17 protein-coding genes are annotated in these 17,256 nt (G+C 71.8%); 10 read left to right on the top strand and 7 right to left on the bottom strand.

All coding sequences use genetic code 11. The features are described 5' to 3' along the window. Positions 1-3: 3 nt before the first annotated feature. Both HS048_RS16995 and HS048_RS16990 read left to right on the top strand, forming a co-directional pair. Positions 4-1,383, top strand: a complete 1,380-nt coding sequence (locus HS048_RS16995; protein WP_196467437.1) for a DUF2252 domain-containing protein — start codon at positions 4-6, stop codon at positions 1,381-1,383. Beyond that, positions 1,380-2,549: an AI-2E family transporter gene (locus tag HS048_RS16990; RefSeq protein WP_230880857.1), complete on the top strand. Its 1,170-nt coding sequence runs from the start codon at positions 1,380-1,382 to the stop codon at positions 2,547-2,549. Before HS048_RS16995 ends, HS048_RS16990 begins: the two co-directional genes overlap by 4 nt. A gap of 49 nt (positions 2,550-2,598) precedes the next feature. Here the strand turns inward: HS048_RS16990 and HS048_RS16985 are convergent, their stop codons facing one another. The 3 genes from HS048_RS16985 to HS048_RS16975 all read right to left on the bottom strand — a co-directional run bounded on the left by HS048_RS16985 (position 2,599) and on the right by HS048_RS16975 (position 4,107). Then, entirely contained in the window at positions 2,599-2,784 is a 186-nt protein-coding gene (locus tag HS048_RS16985; protein WP_153054026.1) for a hypothetical protein, read from the bottom strand. A gap of 250 nt (positions 2,785-3,034) precedes the next feature. After that, complete coding sequence (locus HS048_RS16980) at positions 3,035-3,553, bottom strand: hypothetical protein (RefSeq protein ID WP_196467436.1); 519 nt, start codon at positions 3,551-3,553, stop codon at positions 3,035-3,037. A 269-nt stretch (positions 3,554-3,822) separates the two neighbouring features. Beyond that, the gene (locus tag HS048_RS16975) at positions 3,823-4,107 is read right to left on the bottom strand and encodes a hypothetical protein (RefSeq protein WP_196467435.1); all 285 of its coding nucleotides are present in this window, start codon (positions 4,105-4,107) and stop codon (positions 3,823-3,825) included. Between the two features lie 562 nt (positions 4,108-4,669). Between HS048_RS16975 and HS048_RS16970 the strand changes: the two genes are divergently transcribed. The 4 genes from HS048_RS16970 to HS048_RS16955 all read left to right on the top strand — a co-directional run bounded on the left by HS048_RS16970 (position 4,670) and on the right by HS048_RS16955 (position 8,265). After that, a complete protein-coding gene (locus tag HS048_RS16970; protein WP_196467434.1) occupies positions 4,670-5,164 on the top strand; it encodes a DUF1269 domain-containing protein in 495 nt (164 codons plus the stop codon). Between the two features lie 121 nt (positions 5,165-5,285). After that, a complete protein-coding gene (locus tag HS048_RS16965; protein ID WP_196467433.1) occupies positions 5,286-5,795 on the top strand; it encodes a hypothetical protein in 510 nt (169 codons plus the stop codon). A 174-nt stretch (positions 5,796-5,969) separates the two neighbouring features. Next, complete coding sequence (locus tag HS048_RS16960; RefSeq protein ID WP_196467432.1) at positions 5,970-6,791, top strand: class II glutamine amidotransferase; 822 nt, start codon at positions 5,970-5,972, stop codon at positions 6,789-6,791. Positions 6,792-6,879: 88 nt separating this feature from the next. Further along, a complete protein-coding gene (locus HS048_RS16955) occupies positions 6,880-8,265 on the top strand; it encodes an MFS transporter (protein WP_196467431.1) in 1,386 nt (461 codons plus the stop codon). 109 nt (positions 8,266-8,374) lie between these two features. Here HS048_RS16955 and HS048_RS16950 read toward each other — a convergent pair whose 3' ends face one another. Beyond that, complete coding sequence (locus HS048_RS16950; RefSeq protein ID WP_230880856.1) at positions 8,375-10,240, bottom strand: glycoside hydrolase family 15 protein; 1,866 nt, start codon at positions 10,238-10,240, stop codon at positions 8,375-8,377. Between the two features lie 350 nt (positions 10,241-10,590). Here HS048_RS16950 and HS048_RS16945 point away from each other — a divergent pair, with 350 nt between their 5' ends. Then, complete coding sequence (locus tag HS048_RS16945; RefSeq protein WP_196467430.1) at positions 10,591-11,793, top strand: HAMP domain-containing sensor histidine kinase; 1,203 nt, start codon at positions 10,591-10,593, stop codon at positions 11,791-11,793. 58 nt (positions 11,794-11,851) lie between these two features. Here the strand turns inward: HS048_RS16945 and HS048_RS16940 are convergent, their stop codons facing one another. Then, positions 11,852-12,730: a cytochrome c oxidase assembly protein gene (locus tag HS048_RS16940; RefSeq protein ID WP_196467429.1), complete on the bottom strand. Its 879-nt coding sequence runs from the start codon at positions 12,728-12,730 to the stop codon at positions 11,852-11,854. Next, positions 12,730-13,254 carry a DUF2243 domain-containing protein gene (locus HS048_RS38530; RefSeq protein WP_196467428.1) on the bottom strand — a complete coding sequence of 175 codons (525 nt, stop codon included), beginning with the start codon at positions 13,252-13,254 and terminating at the stop codon, positions 12,730-12,732. The genes HS048_RS16940 and HS048_RS38530 overlap by 1 nt, the downstream gene beginning before the upstream one ends. Before the next feature lie 131 nt (positions 13,255-13,385). Between HS048_RS38530 and HS048_RS16930 the strand changes: the two genes are divergently transcribed. Then, complete coding sequence (locus HS048_RS16930; protein ID WP_196467427.1) at positions 13,386-14,339, top strand: ion transporter; 954 nt, start codon at positions 13,386-13,388, stop codon at positions 14,337-14,339. A gap of 61 nt (positions 14,340-14,400) precedes the next feature. Here HS048_RS16930 and rpsD read toward each other — a convergent pair whose 3' ends face one another. Continuing rightward, positions 14,401-15,015, bottom strand: coding sequence for a 30S ribosomal protein S4 (gene rpsD / locus HS048_RS16925; protein WP_068893873.1), 615 nt, complete (start codon positions 15,013-15,015; stop codon positions 14,401-14,403). Positions 15,016-15,102: 87 nt separating this feature from the next. Between rpsD and HS048_RS16920 the strand changes: the two genes are divergently transcribed. Both HS048_RS16920 and HS048_RS16915 read left to right on the top strand, forming a co-directional pair. Next, complete coding sequence (locus HS048_RS16920; RefSeq protein WP_068893874.1) at positions 15,103-15,831, top strand: DUF2470 domain-containing protein; 729 nt, start codon at positions 15,103-15,105, stop codon at positions 15,829-15,831. Between the two features lie 178 nt (positions 15,832-16,009). Further along, a complete protein-coding gene (locus tag HS048_RS16915) occupies positions 16,010-17,233 on the top strand; it encodes a sensor histidine kinase KdpD (RefSeq protein ID WP_196467426.1) in 1,224 nt (407 codons plus the stop codon). Positions 17,234-17,256 lie beyond the last annotated feature (23 nt).

Genomic DNA, 17,256 nt, shown 5'->3' with positions numbered 1-17,256 from the left:
GCGATGGAGAGCGAGAAGACGGTGCTCGCGGAGCGGGCCGTGGTGGGCAGGGCCGCCCGCAAGGTCGTTCCGCGCCGGGAGCACGCCGGATGGACGCCGCCCCGCAACCGCCCCGATCCCGTCGCCCGGCTGTCGGCGCAGGAAGCCGGCCGGTTGCCCTGGCTGCTGCCCGTACGGCACGCACGGATGGCGGAGTCGCCGCTGGCCTTCTTCCGGGGGAGCGCGGAACTGATGGCCGCCGATCTCGCGTGCACCCCGGTCACCGGCTTCACCGTGCAGCTGTGCGGTGACGCGCACCTGGCGAACTTCGGGACGTTCGCCTCCCCCGAGCGCCGGCAGGTCTTCGACGTCGACGACTTCGACGAGACGCTGCCGGGTCCGTGGGAGTGGGATGTGAAGCGGCTGGCGGCGAGTTTCGTGCTCGCGGCGCGCGACAACGGCTACGGGGACGCCGAAGGCCGCGAGGCGGCCGTGCGATCGGTGACCGCCTATCAACGGGCCATGGCCGGGTTCGCCGCCGCGGGTGTGCTGGACGTGTGGTACGCGCAGGTCTCGCTGCAGATGATCAAGGACAGGATCCCGCGCGGAAAGGACCGCAGACGGTTCGCCTCGGCTCAGGAGGAAGCCAGGAGGCAGACCAGCCGGCGCGTGCTGACCAGGCTCACCGAGGGGACCGGCGGGCGGCTGCGGATCAGAAGCGAGCCTCCGCTGCTCGTTCCGCTGCGGGAGATGGGCGAGCACGACAGGCGGGCGGCGTTCCGCCATCAGGTGGAGGAGAGTTTCGCCGGTTACCGGTCGTCGCTGTCGCACGACCGGCGGCATCTGCTGTCGCGTTTCCGGATGGTCGACGTCGCGTTGAAGGTCGTGGGGGTGGGCAGTGTCGGAACGCGCTGCTTCGTCGTCCTGATGCAGGGCCGTGAGCACGACGAACCGCTCTTTCTGCAGGTCAAGGAGGCGGGGGCGTCGGCGCTGGAGGCTCACCTGCCCGGTAGCGAGTTCTCCTGCGGCGGGCAGCGCATCGTGGAGGGTCAGCGGTTGATGCAGGCGAGCGGCGACATCTTCCTCGGCTGGTCCCGGGCGGCTCCGTCGCGGGACCACTACTGGCGGCAGTTCCGGGACATGAAGGGGGCGGCCGACATTCCGGCGATGGACTCGCGACGGCTCAGGCGCTACGCCGGCCTGTGCGGCTGGACGCTGGCGCACGGACACGCCCGCTCCGGTGACGCGACCGCGATCGCGGCCTACCTGGGAGCGGGCGACGCCTTCGCCGAAGCGCTGGGGGACTTCGCCGTGGCGTACGCGGACCAGGTGCGGCGGGACCACGCGGCCTTCGTCGAGACGCTGAGGAGCCAACGGAACACCGAGATCTCAGGAGAGACATGAAGAAGCCGATGGAGCCGCACGGCGCGACGCCCGCCGTGCAGGTGCTGCACTCGTCCGCCGACGTCTGGCGTGCAGGGCTCGCCATAGCGGCCGTCATCGCCGTGGTGCTCTTCCTCCGCTTCGTGATCGCCGACGCGGGTTCGCTGGTCGCCATGCTGGTGATGGCGTGGTTCCTCTCCCTGGCCATGGAGCCCGCCGTACGACGCCTGTCGCGGCGGATCCCCCGCGGCAGGGCCGCGCTGCTGGTGATGACGCTGTTCATCCTCGCCGCCGTGGTCTTCCTCGCCCTGTTCGGCAGCATGTTCGTGCAGCAGGTCGCGGCGCTGCTGAAGGCGCTCCCCGGAGTCGTCACCGGCGCCGTCGACTGGCTCAACGCCCGTCTCGGCACGCGCTACGAGATCTCCGACATCCTGGACTCCCTCAACCTGACCCCGCAGCAGGCCGCCGAGTACGCGCAGGGCGCGCTCGGCGGCGTGCTGAGCCTGCTGGGCACGGTGACCGGGGCGGTGTTCAACATGTTCACCCTGCTGCTGCTGACGTTCTACTTCTCGGCCGACGGGCCGAGGCTGCGCCGGTGGATCGCGCAACTGCTGCCCGGCCGTTCCCAGCAGGTCTTCATCAGCGTCTGGGACGTGTCCACGATCAAGACCGGCGGGTACGTCTCCTCCCGGCTCATCCTGGCCGCCGTCAACGGCACCGCCTCGGCCCTGGTGTTCCTGGCTCTCGGCATGCCGTCCTGGCTCGCCCTCGGGGCCTGGACGGGCCTGGTCGCCCAGCTCGTCCCCACCATCGGCACCTACATCTCCATCGCCCTGCCGGTGGTGGTGGGGCTGGTCTCGTCCCGGCCCTGGATCGGCCTGGCGGCGCTGGCCTGGGGCGTGCTGTACCAGCAGGTGGAGAACCTGACGCTGGAGCCGAAGATCAGCTCGCGGGCGGTGGACATCCATCCCGGAGTGTCCTTCGCGGCCGTGATCCTGGGGGCGTCGCTGTTCGGCGCGATGGGAGCGCTGCTGGCCATACCCGTGGTCGCCATGCTGCTCTCGCTGGTCGACACGTTCGTCACCCGCCAGGAACTGCAGGAGGCCGCGGCTCAGGAACGGCAGGAGGCCGCGGCCGCCGCACCGGCCCCGCCGGCGGAGGAGCGCGGATCGCCCCCGCCCGGATGACACGGCCTTCCACGCGTCCCGCTGCGCACCGGCCGGCCGCCGGCCTGTTTCATCCCTCGGCGGAGGCCTCCCAGTCGTGACAGGGCCGCAGCGCGTGATGGCGGTAGATCATGCCGACGGCCTCCGCCGCGGTCTGTGCGTACACGCCTTCTCCGGCGGGCCCGCACAGGCAGTCAGCCGACTCCTCGTGCCCGAGGACATCGTCGAGCGGCCGGATATGGACGACCTTGTGCACCACGTGCTCCTTCACCTCACCACGAACTGGATGCAGTTTAGGGGCATTTGTCCGTTTAGTGGTGACGGAGACCGCAGGAGCCGCCGCCTGCGGCGGCGCTCCGGTCGGCGGAGGAGGAAGTCGACACGGGGATGAGGCGGCCGATCCGGGAATGCGTTCCCTCGCGCGTCCTCGGCGCCACGGTCACGACCCGGGGGCGCGGGTGGGAGCCGGAGCTCCCACCCGCGCCCCCGGATGGACCGTGGGTCGCCTACGAGGTGGCGCGTCTGCTGAACGCCTTCATCTCCCTCCCGTGGACGGCCAGCGCGTAGATGACCAGGACGTCGACGGCGATGATGATCATCGACCAGAACGGGTAGGCGGGGAACCAGGCGAAGTTGACGAGCGCCTGGAGTCCGGCGAGGAAGATCCCGACCGCGCGCCCCCACGTCTTGCCCGCCATGACGGCGGCGCCGGCGAGGGCGACGACCACGCCCATGGCCAGGTGGAACCAGCCCCAGGCCGTGTAGTTGACGGGGATCGCCAGATCGCCCGCGGTGACGAGGTAGAAGTCGGTGTTGAAGATGCCGACCAGACCCATCAGGGCCTGGAGGGACCCCAGGACCAGCATCGTGATGCCAGCGAAGACCACCCAGCCGATCCAGTTGGTGGGTGCGGGCTCCGCCGTCACCGGGCGGACCTGCGCCATCTGGGTGTCCTGGCGCGCCTGGGACGACGTCACATGATCGCGCGACGCCTCCTGGGTCTGCCCGTAACGCGGATATTCCATGTTCGGCTCCCTCCGCACGGCAGAGTTTCCGGGATCGCCCGGGTAGGGCGTTCGCACATGTCCGGCGGCTCTGCCCGTGCGTTGTTCGGGGATTCAGCGGTTCGAGCGGCTCTGGTGCACGTTCGTCACCGCCCCTTACCCTTCCCTCTGTACCCGCGACTTTCGGCATGCTTCGCATATCGTGACAAATTTTGGCAAATCGGACATGGCTGCGGCTTGGGGTCGGATCCGCTTCCGCCGAGCGGCCCGGCCGGTGCCGTGAAGCCCGGTCAGTCCCCGCGGTAGCCGGGCAGCTGGCGGCGCTGGGTCACGGCCCCTATCCAGTGGAACAGATCCAGCAGGACCGCCACGGCGATCCAGAACCAGTCCCCTCCCCGGAGCCCGACACCGGGGATGTACATGATGACGTACATCAACGTGGCGAACGGCAGGAAGACCACGCCGAGCAGGGGCCAGATCCACGTGTCGAAGGCCGCGTTGACCAGAGCGGGGCGCGCCACCCAGATGATGAACACGGCGAGTCGCGGGAAGACCCCGGCGAAAATCGCGAACAAGCAGCCCATGGCACCCCGCCGAATGTGACGTCACCCACTGAAATGGACAAGCCGGATGGTCCCCCGGTCCGACACCGTTTACTCCCGGGGATCCGCACGACAAGGAAACCTTTTGATTTCCCGGGCTGCATTCCGCGGAAGGGTCCGGAAGGGCGCCGGAGCTGTCCGAAGGGTTACGGGGATCTCTCCCATGGATTCTTTTTGCCTGCTCGCGGTGATCACCTGATCGAGGAGAGGGGACCACCACAAGAGGGTTGGGGAGGGCCCCGGGGAAGCCGCCATCGCCGCGATCCTGCGGCGGGGGTCGATCGGAGCCGCACGTCGGACGGCCACCGTCGGCGGGCGGCCCCGCGAGAGGCGGGTGACGGCCCGTCCCGGGTCGTCACCGGACCGCTCCGCCTCGGCGACGGCGTTGCCCGGAAAAGACCGGCGGCTTTCTTTACCGGGAGACTCCCCCGGAAAGAACGGCGACGGGTTCACATATCCAGAACGGACCGACCGCCCTGTCCGGACGGCCCGTTCCCCTCATCGACGTGACAACCGATCGGAAGGAAGAAAACCCATGAGCAACCTCATCGCCATCTCCTATCCCGACGTCGCCACCGCCACCGCGGTACGTGATCGCCTGATCGACCTGCAGCGGCAGAACCTGATCACGATGGAGGACGTGGCCGTCGTCGAGCACCGGCCCGACGGGAAGATCAAACTCCACCAGAGCGTCGGCATGACCGGTCTGGGCGCGGCCAGCGGTGCGTTGTGGGGCAGTCTGATCGGCCTGCTGTTCTTCATGCCGCTGTTCGGCATGGCGCTGGGCGCGGCCGCGGGGGCGGCGGGCGGCGCGATGACCGACGTCGGCGTCAACAACGACTTCATGCGGCAGCTCTCCACCAAGCTGGAACCCGGCATGGCCGCGCTGTTCGTCCTGGTCGTGCAGAGCACTCCGGACAAGGTCATCCCCGCGATCAAGGAGTACGGCGGGCACGTCCTCCAGACGTCGCTCAGCCGCGAGGAGGAGACGCACCTGCGCGAGGCGATGGAGGGGATCGGCGCCCGTTAGCCGGAAACGACGTGGGCAGATCCGGCATGCCCTGGTCCGACGACGCCGGAACGGCGGGGCATGAAATCCGGGGCCCCGGTCCGTGACCGGTCCGGCCGCTACGGGAGCCAGCATGGAAACGGTGTCCGACCCAGGCGACGGCCACCGGTCGCCGGCCGGTGACGCCCACCGGGACTACACCGGCGCCGTCTACGGATCGCTGCTCGCCGCCTCCGTGGTGGTCGGCGCCGGAACACTCGGCAGGTTCCCCCAGCTGGAGATGATCGTCCTTCTGCTGGGCACCGGCATCGTGTTCTGGGCCACCCACGTGTACGCTCACCTGTTCGGTGCCCGTCTGGCCTCCCACGGCTTGAACATGGCCGATGTCCGCCAGGTGGGCACCGAGGAATGGCCGATCGTCAAGGCGGCCGTCCCTCCTGCCGTCGCGGTGGCCGTCGGCCCTCTGCTGGGTCTCGGGGCGCAGGGCACCGGATGGCTGGCTCTCACGGTCGCCGTGGCCGGTCAGGTCGGCTGGGCGGCCGTCGCCGCAGTGAAGATCGGCGCCTCACGTCGGATGGTGGTGGTCACGGGTGCGGTCAACCTGCTCCTCGGGCTGGTCATGGTGGCGTTGAAGGCCGCGCTCCATCACTGACCGCCTGCGGCGCCGGACGCTCCTCCTGCTCATGCGCAGGTCGGTCGCCGCCGGAAGCCGGGACGGGAGCGGACGTCTCCCATGAGGCCTGCGGGAACGGAGCCGGAGGGAGCCGGCCCGTCCGCGGTCTCGTTCAGAGTGGCCGATCAATGTGAGGTAGCTATGTGCAGATGGATGGCATACTGCGGAGACCCCATCCTCGCCGAGGAACTGCTGTTCCGACCGGTCCACTCGCTCATCGACCAGAGTCTGCATTCCCATCTCGGGGAGACGACCACGAACGGCGACGGGTTCGGCATCGGATGGTACGGCGAAGGCGAGGAACCCGCCGTGTTCAAGAGCATCGAGCCCGCGTGGAACGATCGGAACCTCCGCGAGATCGCGGGGCAGATCCGCACCTCCCTGCTGTTCGCGCACATCCGCTCCTCGACCGGCACCCCGGTGCAGCGCAGCAACTGTCATCCGTTCCGGTACGGCCGCTGGCTGTGGATGCACAACGGGGTCGTGGAGGGATTCCCCCGGCTCAGGCGTGACCTGGCGATGGCGGTCGATCCATCGCTGTATCCCGCCATCGAGGGCTCGACCGACTCCGAGCTCTTGTTCTTCCTGGCGCTCACCTTCGGGCTGACCGACGACCCACCGCGCGCGGTCGCCCGTGCCGCCGGCCTGGTGGAGGAAACCGCCCGGCGTCACGACGTCCCCCATCCCCTCCAGATGACCGTGGCCACGACCGACGGCGAGTCGGTATGGATGTTCCGCCATGCCAGTGCGGGCCGCGCCAGGTCGTTGTTCTACTCCACCGACATCTCCCAGGTGCGGCAGCTCCACCCGGAACTGGAGAGTCTGCGGCGGCTGGGGGCGGGAACCCGTTTCGTCGTCTCCGAGCCCCTCCGTGACCTCACCGGTGCGTGGAACGAGCTCCCCGAGAGTTCTCACGGGCTGATCCGCGGCGGAGAGATCGAAATTCACGCCTTCCTCCCGTTCTGGGAGGGCTGATGGGGTACCGGTCGGCGGTCGTCGCGGTGCACCCGGTCTCCGCAGCCGGAGCGGATGCGCGGCGCGCCGCCGGTGGGCGAGGTGGACGGTGACCAAGGCCCCCGCCTCCCGCGGCGCGGTCGGGTCCGCGCGGAGACCCCTGGCGCCGCTCGCCCTCGCCCAGTTCATCTGCAGCTTCGCGGGTTCGAACATGAACGTGATGATCAATGACATCAGCGAGGACCTGGACACGACGGTCAAGGGCGTGCAGGGCACGATCACGCTGTTCCTGCTGATCATGGCGGTGCTGATGATCCCCGGCAGCAAGCTGACCGACCGCTGGGGCCGCAAGCGGTGCTTCCTCGCGGGTCTCACGCTGTACGGGATCGGTGCCCTGGTCAGCACGTTCTCCCCCAACCTCGGGATGCTGGTCCTCGGCAACTCGGTGCTCGAGGGGGTGGGGACGGCGTTGCTGATCCCGCCCGTCTACATCCTCGCGACGATGGCGTTCGACGATATCCCCTCACGGGCCCGGGCCTTCGGTCTGATCAGCGGGATGGGAGGCGTCGGGGCGGCGGCGGGCCCGTTGATCGGGGGATTCATCGCCACGGCGATCAGCTGGAGGGCGGCGTTCCTCTTCCAGGCGGTGGTCATCGCGGTGATCGTGTTCCTCAGCCGCCGGATCGTCGATCCCGTGCCCCCGGATCCGGCACGCCCCTTCGACGCCGCCGGAGCCGTGCTGTCGGCGGTCGGCATGTTCTTCGTGGTGTTCGGGATCCTGCAGGCCGGCAGCGACGCCGTACTGATGGCGGCGTTCCTCGCCACCGGAGCCGCCTTCCTGATCTGGTTCTTCCTGCACATCCGCGCCCGGGAGCGCGCGGGGAAGGAGGCACTGCTGACGATGGGGCTGTTCCGCAACCGCACGTCCAACCTCGGCCTCGCCACCCAGAACATGCAGTGGCTGATCCTCATGGGGACGTCGTTCGTCGTCGCCGTCTTCCTCCAGACGGTCCGCGGGTACAACGCGATCGAAACGGGCGTCATCTTCACCGCGGCGACCGCGGGTGTCCTGCTCACGTCCCTGACCGCGGAGCGGCTCGCCCGGAAGCACTCGCAGAAGGCCCTGATCTCAGCGGGTTTCGTCATGACCGTGACGGGGATCGCGGTACTGCTCGTCCTGGTCGGCGCGTCGTCGAGAGTCGTCGCCTTCGCACCGGGGCTGCTGCTGATCGGCCTGGGCGTGGGCATGATGCTGACCCCGTCGGTCAATGTCGTGCAGTCGAGCTTCCCCGAGGCACTGCAGGGCGAGATATCCGGGTTGTCGCGAAGCATCTCCAACCTCGGCTCATCGTTCGGTACGGCGATCGCCGGCACGATCCTCGTCTCCGGGCTGGCCGAGGGGAACCGCTCCTACGCTCTGGCCATGGTCGCCCTGGCGGTCTTCGCCCTGGTCGGCCTCGCCGCCGCCGCCCGCCTTCCCGCCGGTTCGAGCTGAACCGGCTTTCCGAGCCGGCCGCCCGGCGTCCCCGTCCGTCCGCGCCGCAGGCCCCGGACGGACGGGGGCGGACGTCGGTCCGGCGGCCGGCGACGCCGGGCGCGACGGCCTATCGTCCGCCCGTTTCGGCCTGGTCGAGCTGCTCGTCGAGGGCGATGGCCGCGGCGATGAGCGCCAGGTGGGTGAACGCCTGCGGGAAGTTGCCGAGCTGCTCGCCCGACGGGCCGATCTCCTCGGCGAACAGGCCGACGTGGTTGGCGTAGGTGAGCATCTTGTCGAAGGCGTAGCGGGCCTGGTGCAGCCGTCCGGCGCGGGCGAGGGCCTCGACGTACAGGAAGCTGCACAGGTTGAAGGTCCCCTCGGAGCCGCGCAGCCCGTCCGGGGAGGCTGCGGGGTCGTAGCGGTAGACGAGGCTGTCGCTGACCAGTTCCCCGTCCATGGCGTCGAGGGTGCTCAGCCAGGCCGGGTCGCGGGGGGAGATGAATCCGACACGGGGCATGAGCAGCAGCGAGGCGTCCAGCACGTCGGTGGCGTAGTTCTGGACGAAGGCCTGCCGTCGCGGGTTCCAGCCACGGTCGATGATCTGGTTGAAGACGGTGTCGCGGACGCCCGTCCAGCGGACGAGGTCGGCGGGGCGGGAGTAGGCGGTGGCCATGCGGATGCCGCGGTCGAAGGCGACCCAGGTCATGAGGCGGCTGTAGGTGAACTCCTGGCGTCCGCCGCGGGTCTCCCAGATGCCCTCGTCGGGCCGGTCCCAGGTGTCGGCCAGCCAGTCCAGCAGGCCGCTGAAGGACCGCCAGCCGCGGATGCCCCCGATCTCCTGGGCCTGGGCCAGGGCGTCGGCGGCCTCGCCGTAGATGTCGAGCTGGAGCTGGTCGGCGGCCGCGTTGCCGGCCCGGACCGGCCCGGACTTCTGGTAGCCCTCCAGGTGGTCGAGGACCTCCTCGGTCAGATGGGGATCGCCGTCGATCCGGTACATGATCTGCAGCGGCTCGCCCGAGGCGGTGCCGCCCGCCTCGAGGCGCTCACGCAGCCAGGTGCGGAAGGCCTGGGCCTCCTCGACGAAGCCGAGGTCGATCAGGGCGCGGACCGACAGGGAGGCGTCGCGGATCCAGGTGTAGCGGTAGTCCCAGTTGCGTTCACCGCCGATCTGCTCCGGCAGGCCCATGGTGGCGGCGGCGATCGGCGCGCCGGTGGGCGCGTAGGTGAGCAGCTTGAGGGTGATCGCCGAGCGGTTGACCATGTCGCGCCAGCGGCCTTGGTAACGGGAGGCGCGCAGCCAGTCGTGCCAGAAGTCGCGGCAGGCTTCGATGCTGTCGCGGACCTCGCCGGCGGTCAGGGGGGCCACGGGGTGGTAGCCGCTGCTGTCGGCGGTCAGGACGACGGCGGCCGTCTCGCCGGCCTGCAGGGTGAAGTCGGCGACGACGTCGTCGCCGTCCGGGCGCAGGGTGAGGGGGGCGGTGGCCTGCACGTGGAGGTCCGTACGGGGGCCGTGGAAGAGGGCGGATCCGTCGTCGAGGAGGGTGAGGGTGTGCGGTGCCCGCCCGTAGTCGAAGCGGGGGCGGCAGACGAGCGTGAAGGGCAGGCTGCCGCGGACCACTCGGGCGACCCGCACCAGCCGGTGCCGGTCGGAGGCGGTGGCGGAGGGGTTCGGTTCCATGAAGTCGGCGACCTCGCCGACGCCGCCGGGCGCCATGAAGCGGGTGACGAGGATGGCGGTGTCGGGCAGGTAGAGCTGCCGGACGGTCGTTCCGGCGACGCGGTCCGCGTCGACGGCGAACCGGCAGTGCCCGCCGCGCTCGCTGTCGAGGAGGGAGGCGAAGATGCTCGGCGAGTCGAAGCGGGGTGTGCACCACCAGTCGATGGTGCCCGTGCCGGAGACGAGCGCGGCGGTCTGCAGGTCCCCGATCATGCCGTGGTCGGCGATCTGCGGGTAACCGTTCATCGGGTGGCCGTTCACTGAGTGGCCGTTCATGGATCCTCCGTTGTTCGCCGGACATGCCGGGCGACCGCCCCCGGACGCGTCGAGTGACCGTCACCGGGGGGACGGAGCAGCCGCCTTCAGGCTAACCCCTGGGTGTGCCGTGAAATCAGCCCGGGGGGAACGACCGGCCGCCTCTTCCACTCCACCGGTGATCACCGGATCGGGTCAGGGAACGGGATGCCGCGCCGCATCGCCGACCGATGACGGATTCCGCCGACGGTTCCCCGCTTCCTGGAACGCGAACGACATTCGGGGAGGATTGATGCGACAAGCGGTCTTCAAGGGGTATTCGTCCCGATATGACTTTCTCGCCTGGTTTTATGGCAGGAGGAGGGCGGGGCATGAGCCGGAACCGGTCGCTGCTCGGTGAAGGTCCCGAGGTCGCGGCCCGGCAGCTCGCGATGCTGCTGCTCGGTGGTTCGCTGCTGGTCGTCCTCATCCTCGCGGCGGCCCCGGCCGGCCAGCAGGTGCTCATCGGCATCATCGCCGCGGTCCAGCTGGCCCTGGCCGGGGCCGCGTGGATGCTGCCCTGGGGCAGGTGGCCGCCCTGGGCGCCGCTGGTCCCGGGCGTGGCCGAGATGGTCCTGCTGGGGATCGTCACCTGGGCGTTCACTCCTCTGGCGCTGGGCACCGCCCCGTTCTTCCTGCTGCTGTTCGTCTGGGCCGGCCTGCACCACCGCGTCGCGGTCATCCTCGGCCTGGCCGGGGTGGCGGTGGCGACCTACCTGGTGCCGGTCCTGGCCGCCGGCCGCGGCGTCCTTCCGGCGGTCGGCGCGATGGTGTTCCTGCCCGCCATGGTGCTCACCGGTGTGCTGCTGGCCCGCCAGACCGACCGCCACCACCGTGACCTGGCGGCCGTCCGCCGCGCCCATGACGAGGTCCAGCAGGCCGACCGATGGCGCGCGGCCCTGATCGCCACCCTGGCGCACGACGTGCGCTCGCCGCTGACGACGGTACAGTTCGCCCTGCAGACCCTGGACGAGGACGGCGACCTGCCCGGCGAGCAGCGCACCCAGCTCATCGCCGCGGCCCTGCGCCAGACCGAGCGCATCCGCCGCCTGGCCGGCGACCTGCTGGACGCCGAGCGCGTAGACGCCCACGGTGAGCTGCGTCTGGACCGCCGGCCGGTGGCGGTCCGCGCTGTCGCCCATCAGGCGCTGGAGTACCTGACCTGCCCGGTGTCCCTCGAGGTGGGCCAGGAGGTGGCCGTGGACGCCGACCCCGAGCGGCTGGGGCAGATCCTCGTCAACCTGGTCACCAATGCCGCCCGCTACGGCAGGCCTCCCGTCGTCATCAGCGCCGGGCCGGCCTCCGACGGCATGGTCGCCATCCGGGTGCGCGATCACGGCTCCGGCGTGCCGGAGGTCGTGCGGGGTGTGCTGTTCTCCCGGTTCAGCCACACCAACACGGTCCCCGACTCGGTCGGCCTGGGACTGTGGATCACCCGGGAGCTGGCCCGCGCCCACGGCGGCGACGTCACCTACAGCCCGGCCGATCCGGGAGCCCGGTTCACCGTGACCCTGCCCGCGGCCAAAAGCCGTTAGGGGCCCGGATCCGGGTGAGGCCCGGTGGCGGTCCGGCCACGGCACCCCGAGCCGCTTCCTAGCGCCGCCGGTACCGGGCGGCGAACAGGGCGGTGGCCAGCAGGAACTCGGCGATGTCGCCGCCGTAGTACATGACCTGGGCGGCCTGCCGTACGTCCGCGGCGTCCGCGGCGCCCGGAGGCAGGGCGGGGGCGTGGGCGTAGAGGTGCTTGGCGAGCCAGGCGTGGACCGCGGACGCCAGGATCAGGGCGGTGACCCGGACGGCCGTCCCGGGCCTGCGGGGGGCCGGGTCGGGACCGGCGACGGCCCAGGCGAACAGGTAGCCGGCCGCCAGATAGTGCAGGTGGACCGCGTGGTGGAGCAGAGGGCTGGTCAGGGTCGCCGCGTACAGCGGGGTGAGCATCACCAGCAGCGTTCCGCCGGTGTTGAGCACGGCGGCACCGGCCGGGTGGCCGGCCGCGTGCAGGACCGGCGAGCACAGCAGGCGGGCGACGCGGCGGCGGCGGGGCGCCGGCGCGGTGCGCAACAGCAGCGTGACCGGCGCCGCCATGACCAGGGCGAGCGGGGCGAACATGCTCAGCAGCAGGTGCTGGACCATGTGGGCGGTGGCGCCCGCCGGAGCCAGGGCGTGCGGGAGCGGGGAGACCGCCACGGCCAGCACGGTGCAGCCGGTCAGCCAGGAGGCGCTGCGCAGCCGGCTCCAGCCCCGGGGCCCGGTCGCCGCCCGCCGGGCGGCGACCAGGTAGACCGCGGCGCAGATGGCGATCGCCAGCAGCACCGGCAGGGACGCCTGCCACGCGCCGGGGTCCAGGTGAGCGGGGTCCAGGTGAGCGGGGTCCGGATGGGGGCCGTGGTGCGGTGGAGCGGGGTGGACGTCCGTACGGGCGGAGGCCGGGAGGGCCTCCTGCCGGCCGGGGGCCGGGAGGAGGAGCCGCATCAGGGGCGCCGGTCACCGGACGGGGTGCGGGTGTCCCCGGCGCGCCGGCGCCGGGCGCGCAGGGCCAGCGCGGCGCCGCAGGCCAGCAGCAGGACGGCGGCCAGGTTCCACACCAGGTCGTAGGGGCCCAGGTCGACGCCGTAGCGGATCTGGTGCACGCGCAGGACCTTGTGGTCGACCAGGCCGTCGAAGAGCTGGAAGCCTCCGGCGCCCATCAGGAAGCCGCCCCAGGCCGCCGGGGCGACCAGCAGCGCGCGGCGGCGCAGGTCGGACAGCCAGAAGAACCCGCCGACGACGGCCACCAGCTCGGCGGCGTGCAGCAGGCCGTCCGAGAGCAGCCCCACCTGGGGGGTGGCCCGGTCGTAGAAGTGGTGCCAGGCCAGGAGCTGGTGGAAGACCACCTCGTCGACGGCGGCCATGACGCCGACGCCGATGAGGGCGGCCGACAGCAGCGAGGGGCGCAGGGAGGCCCCCGCCCCGCCCGGAGCCGCCGCCGCGTCCCGTCGTGTCCCTCGTTCCGGCATGCCGGGCCCCTACCCGGATGGGCGGCGGCCACGCGACGCCCGCCGCCCGTCCGGGGCGGGGCCGGGATCCCGGGCATCCGTTATGATCTTGGGCTGTCCTCCGACCTCCGACCCCGGGAGCCCTCGTGCCCGTGCGCGAGCGTGTTCGCGCCGCCCTGGAGACCTCGCGCTTCCAGCAGGCCGTCATCGCGGTCATCGTGGTCAACGCGGCGACCCTGGGCCTGGAGACCTCGGCCGCGGTCGTCGGGCGGTACGGCACGGCGCTGTCGGTCGTCGACCACCTCGCGCTCTACTTCTTCACCGCGGAGCTGGCCGCGAAGATCTACGCGTACGGCCCGCGCTTCTTCCGCGACCCGTGGAACCTGTTCGACGCCTCGATCGTGACCGTCTCGCTGCTGCCCACCGCGGGCGGGCTCTCGGTGCTGCGGGCGCTGCGGATCCTGCGCGCGCTCCGGCTCATCTCGGTGGTGCCCAGCCTGCGCCGGGTGGTCACCGCCCTGCTCACCGCCGTGCCCGGGATGACCTCGATCGTGCTCCTGCTCGGCCTGGTGCTCTACGTCGCGGCCGTGATGGGCACGAAGCTGTACGGCGCCACCGCGCCGGAGTACTTCGGCGACCTGCCCACCTCGCTGTTCACGCTGTTCCAGATGATGACCGGGGACGCGTGGTCCGACATCACCCGCGAGGTGATGGCCGAGCACCCGGGGGCGTGGGTGTTCTTCGTGCTGTTCATGCTGGTGTGCACCTTCGTGGTGCTCAACCTGTTCATCGCGGTGGTGGTCAGCGCGATGGAGGAGGAGCACGCGGAGGAGTCGGCGCAGGCGACCGCGGAACTGGGCACCGCGGTGATGGCGGAGCTGGCCGCGCTCCGGGCCGAGGTGCGGGAGCTGCGCGACCGCGTTCCACCCGCTCCGGCCGCCGTGCGCCTCCCCGACGGCGCCGCGGCGCCGGGCGGCCCCGCCGGTCCGGCGGCTCCGGCCGGCCCCGCTGATCCGGCGGCCCCGGCCGGTTCCGGCAGGCCGGCCGCCCCGGCCGCCCCGGCCGCCGGGAGGCGGGCCTCCCGCAGGCGGCCCGCCCGCCGGTGACCGGGCCCGGGACGGGGACGCCGCCGGCCACCGGGGGCGGAGGGGAAGACCGCGTCCCGCCTCAGCGGGAGTAGAACTCCACGACCATCTGCTCGTCCACCGGCACGGCGATCTGCTCGCGCACCGGCCGGGAGACCACGGTGAAGCGCAGGTCGGCGTGGTCGACCGCCAGATAGGGGGCGGTCCGCTCGTCGGCGTAGACGCCCTCGGCCGCGGCGACGAACGGCTGCATGGCCCGGGAGCGCTCCCGCACCGCGATGACCTGGCCCGGCTTGACCAGGTAGCTGGGGATGTCCACCTTGCGGCCGTCCACGGTGATGTGGCCGTGCGTGACGTACTGCCGGGCGGCGTAGATGGACGGGGCGAGGCCCGCGCGCAGGACCAGGGAGGCCAGGCGGCTCTCCAGCAGCACCACCAGCTCGGCGCCGGAGCGGCCGGGGCTGCGCAGCGCCATGTCCCAGTAGCGGCGCATCTGCCGCTCGGAGACGTCGTAGTACCAGCGCAGCTTCTGCTTCTCCATCAGCCGCAGGCCGTAGTCACCGGTCTGCCGGCGGTTGGTCTTGCGGCCGTGCTCACCCGGCGGGTAGGGGCGCTCCTCGAAGTAGCGAACGGCCTTGCGGGTGAGAGGGACGCCGGCGCGCCTCGAGAGTCGCACCTTGGGTCCGGTGTAGCGCACAGTCACTCCATTGTGCTTAGGTATGCCTTACTGAGGTTAGCCTTACCTTAGACGAAACGATCGCAAGATCTCAAGGAGAGCCGGTCCATGCAGCAGCCCGTCACCGCGCCGCCCGCCCCCGAGCGGGTCCGCACCCTCGCCGCGGCCGCCGTCCCCAGCCACGTCTCCCTCGCGGGGACGGCCGCACCCGCGTGGTCCGCCCGGGGCGGGGTGGACCGCGCCGGGCGGCCGGTGCTGCTCGTCCTGCCGGGGGACCCGCTCCACGGGATGCGGGACGAGCCGGTGGTGACCGTGGACCTGACCGCGAGCCGCTCGCTCGGCGGGGTGGAGCTCTCCCGGGGCCTGCTGAAGGTTCAGGGCTGGGTGCAGGCCGTACCTGAGCGGGAGTTGCGCGAGACCGCGATCGCGATCGCCGACCGCTGCCCCGACGAGGCCCTGTTCGACGTGCTGGAGCGCCGGGAGGGCCCGCGCCTGCTCCGGGTGGACGTCGGCCGGGTGGTCTACCTGACCGGGCCGGAGTCGGGCGTCCTGGACGCGGAGGAGTATCTCGACGCCGCCCCCGACCCACTGACGGCCGAGGCCGAGCGCATGGTCCGCCACGTCAACGACGCCCACCGGGACCGGCTCTCGGCCGCGCTCGGCGCCCTGCTCTCCGAGCCCGCCGGCGACGTGTGGCTCTGGGAGCTGGACAGGTTCGGCGCCACCGTCCGCTCCGGCATCGAGGATCCCACCCTCATCCGGCTGCCCTGGCCCGCGCCGGTCGGCGACACCGCCTCACTCGAGCGCGCCCTGCACTGCCTGCTCTGCCACCGCTGACCCGCACGGCCCCGTACGGCGGGCCGCCGGGTCGGCCGAGCGGCCCGGAGCGCCTCCCGGGAACCGGCGGGGAGCCGCGGCCACGGCAGGCGCCCCCTGAGCGCCGGCCACTGTAGGTGATCCTGCTGCGACCAATAGTTATGGTAGAAGCCGGATGTGTTTCACCACAGGGGGACAGATGGCCACAAAGTGGTCCGTGCTCGGGGATGGTGGGAAATACGCCGCCCGGCAGGCGGCGGCGTTGTTCGCCCTGGCGGGGGTGCTGGCCGTCCTGGGGATCGCGGCGACTCCGACCGGCCGGCGCGGCCTGCTGGCGGTGATCGCCGGGGCCGACCTGCTCCTGGCCGCGGCGGCCTGGTGGTTCCCCTGGGACCGCCTCGACCCGCGCGCCCCCCTGGCGCTGAGCCTGCCCGCCCTGGCCGTGCTGTCCGTCTCCACCTGGGCGTTCGGCGGGACCGCGGCGGGCACGGCGCCGTTCTACATGATGCTGTTCGCGTGGGTCGGGCTGCACTTCCCCACCGCGGCCGTGCTGGCGCTGACCCCGCCGGCGACACTGGCCTACCTGGTGCCGCTGGTCGTCTCGGGCCGCGATCCGGTGGCGGTCTCCAGCGTCGTGGTGTTCGTCCCCACACTGGTGGGGGTGGGCGTGCTGATCGCCCGCCAGGTCGACCACCAGCGCCGCGACCGGGAGACCATCCGCCGCATGGAGCGCTGGCGGGCCGCGCTGACCGCCGCCCTGGCTCACGACGTGCGCTCCCCGCTGACCTCCGTCCAGTTCGCGGTGGAGACCCTGAACGAGGACGGCCCCGACCTGCCCGAGGAGCGCCGGGAAGCGATCGCCAGGGTCGCCATCCGCCAGGTCGACCGGATCCGGCGGCTGGCCGCCGACCTGCTGGACGCCGACCGGCTCGACAGCCACGGCACCCTCCGGCTGGACCTGCACCCGCTGGACCTGCGCGCCGCCGCCGAGAAGGCGGTCGGCTACCTCAGCGCCCCGGTGCGCGTCGAGGTCCCCGCCGGCCTCACGGTGCGGGCCGACCCGCAGCGGCTGGAGCAGATGCTGGTCAACCTCGCCACCAACGCCGTGCGCTACGGCGCCCCGCCGATCGTGGTCAGCGCCGCCCCCGCCGGGCGCGGGGACGGCGAGCTGCTCGCCGTACACGTCCGCGACCACGGCCCGGGCGTTCCCGAGGACAAGCGCTCCCTGCTGTTCTCCCGCTTCAGCGGCGCCGGCGCCACTCCCGGCTCGGTCGGCCTGGGCCTGTGGATCACCCGCGAGCTGGCCCGCGCGCACGGCGGCGACGCCTTCTACGCCCCGGCCGACCCCGGCAGCCGCTTCACCGTCACCCTGCCCGCCGCCGGGCGGGCGACGGCCGGGCCCGCCACCGGCCGGGTCGCCTGACCCGGCCGGGCGGACCTTCGCCC

The sequence above is a fragment of the Planomonospora sp. ID91781 genome, from assembly GCF_015711595.1.
Lineage (GTDB): Bacteria > Actinomycetota > Actinomycetes > Streptosporangiales > Streptosporangiaceae > Planomonospora > Planomonospora parontospora.
This window is presented reverse-complemented; position numbering and strand designations above follow the sequence as displayed.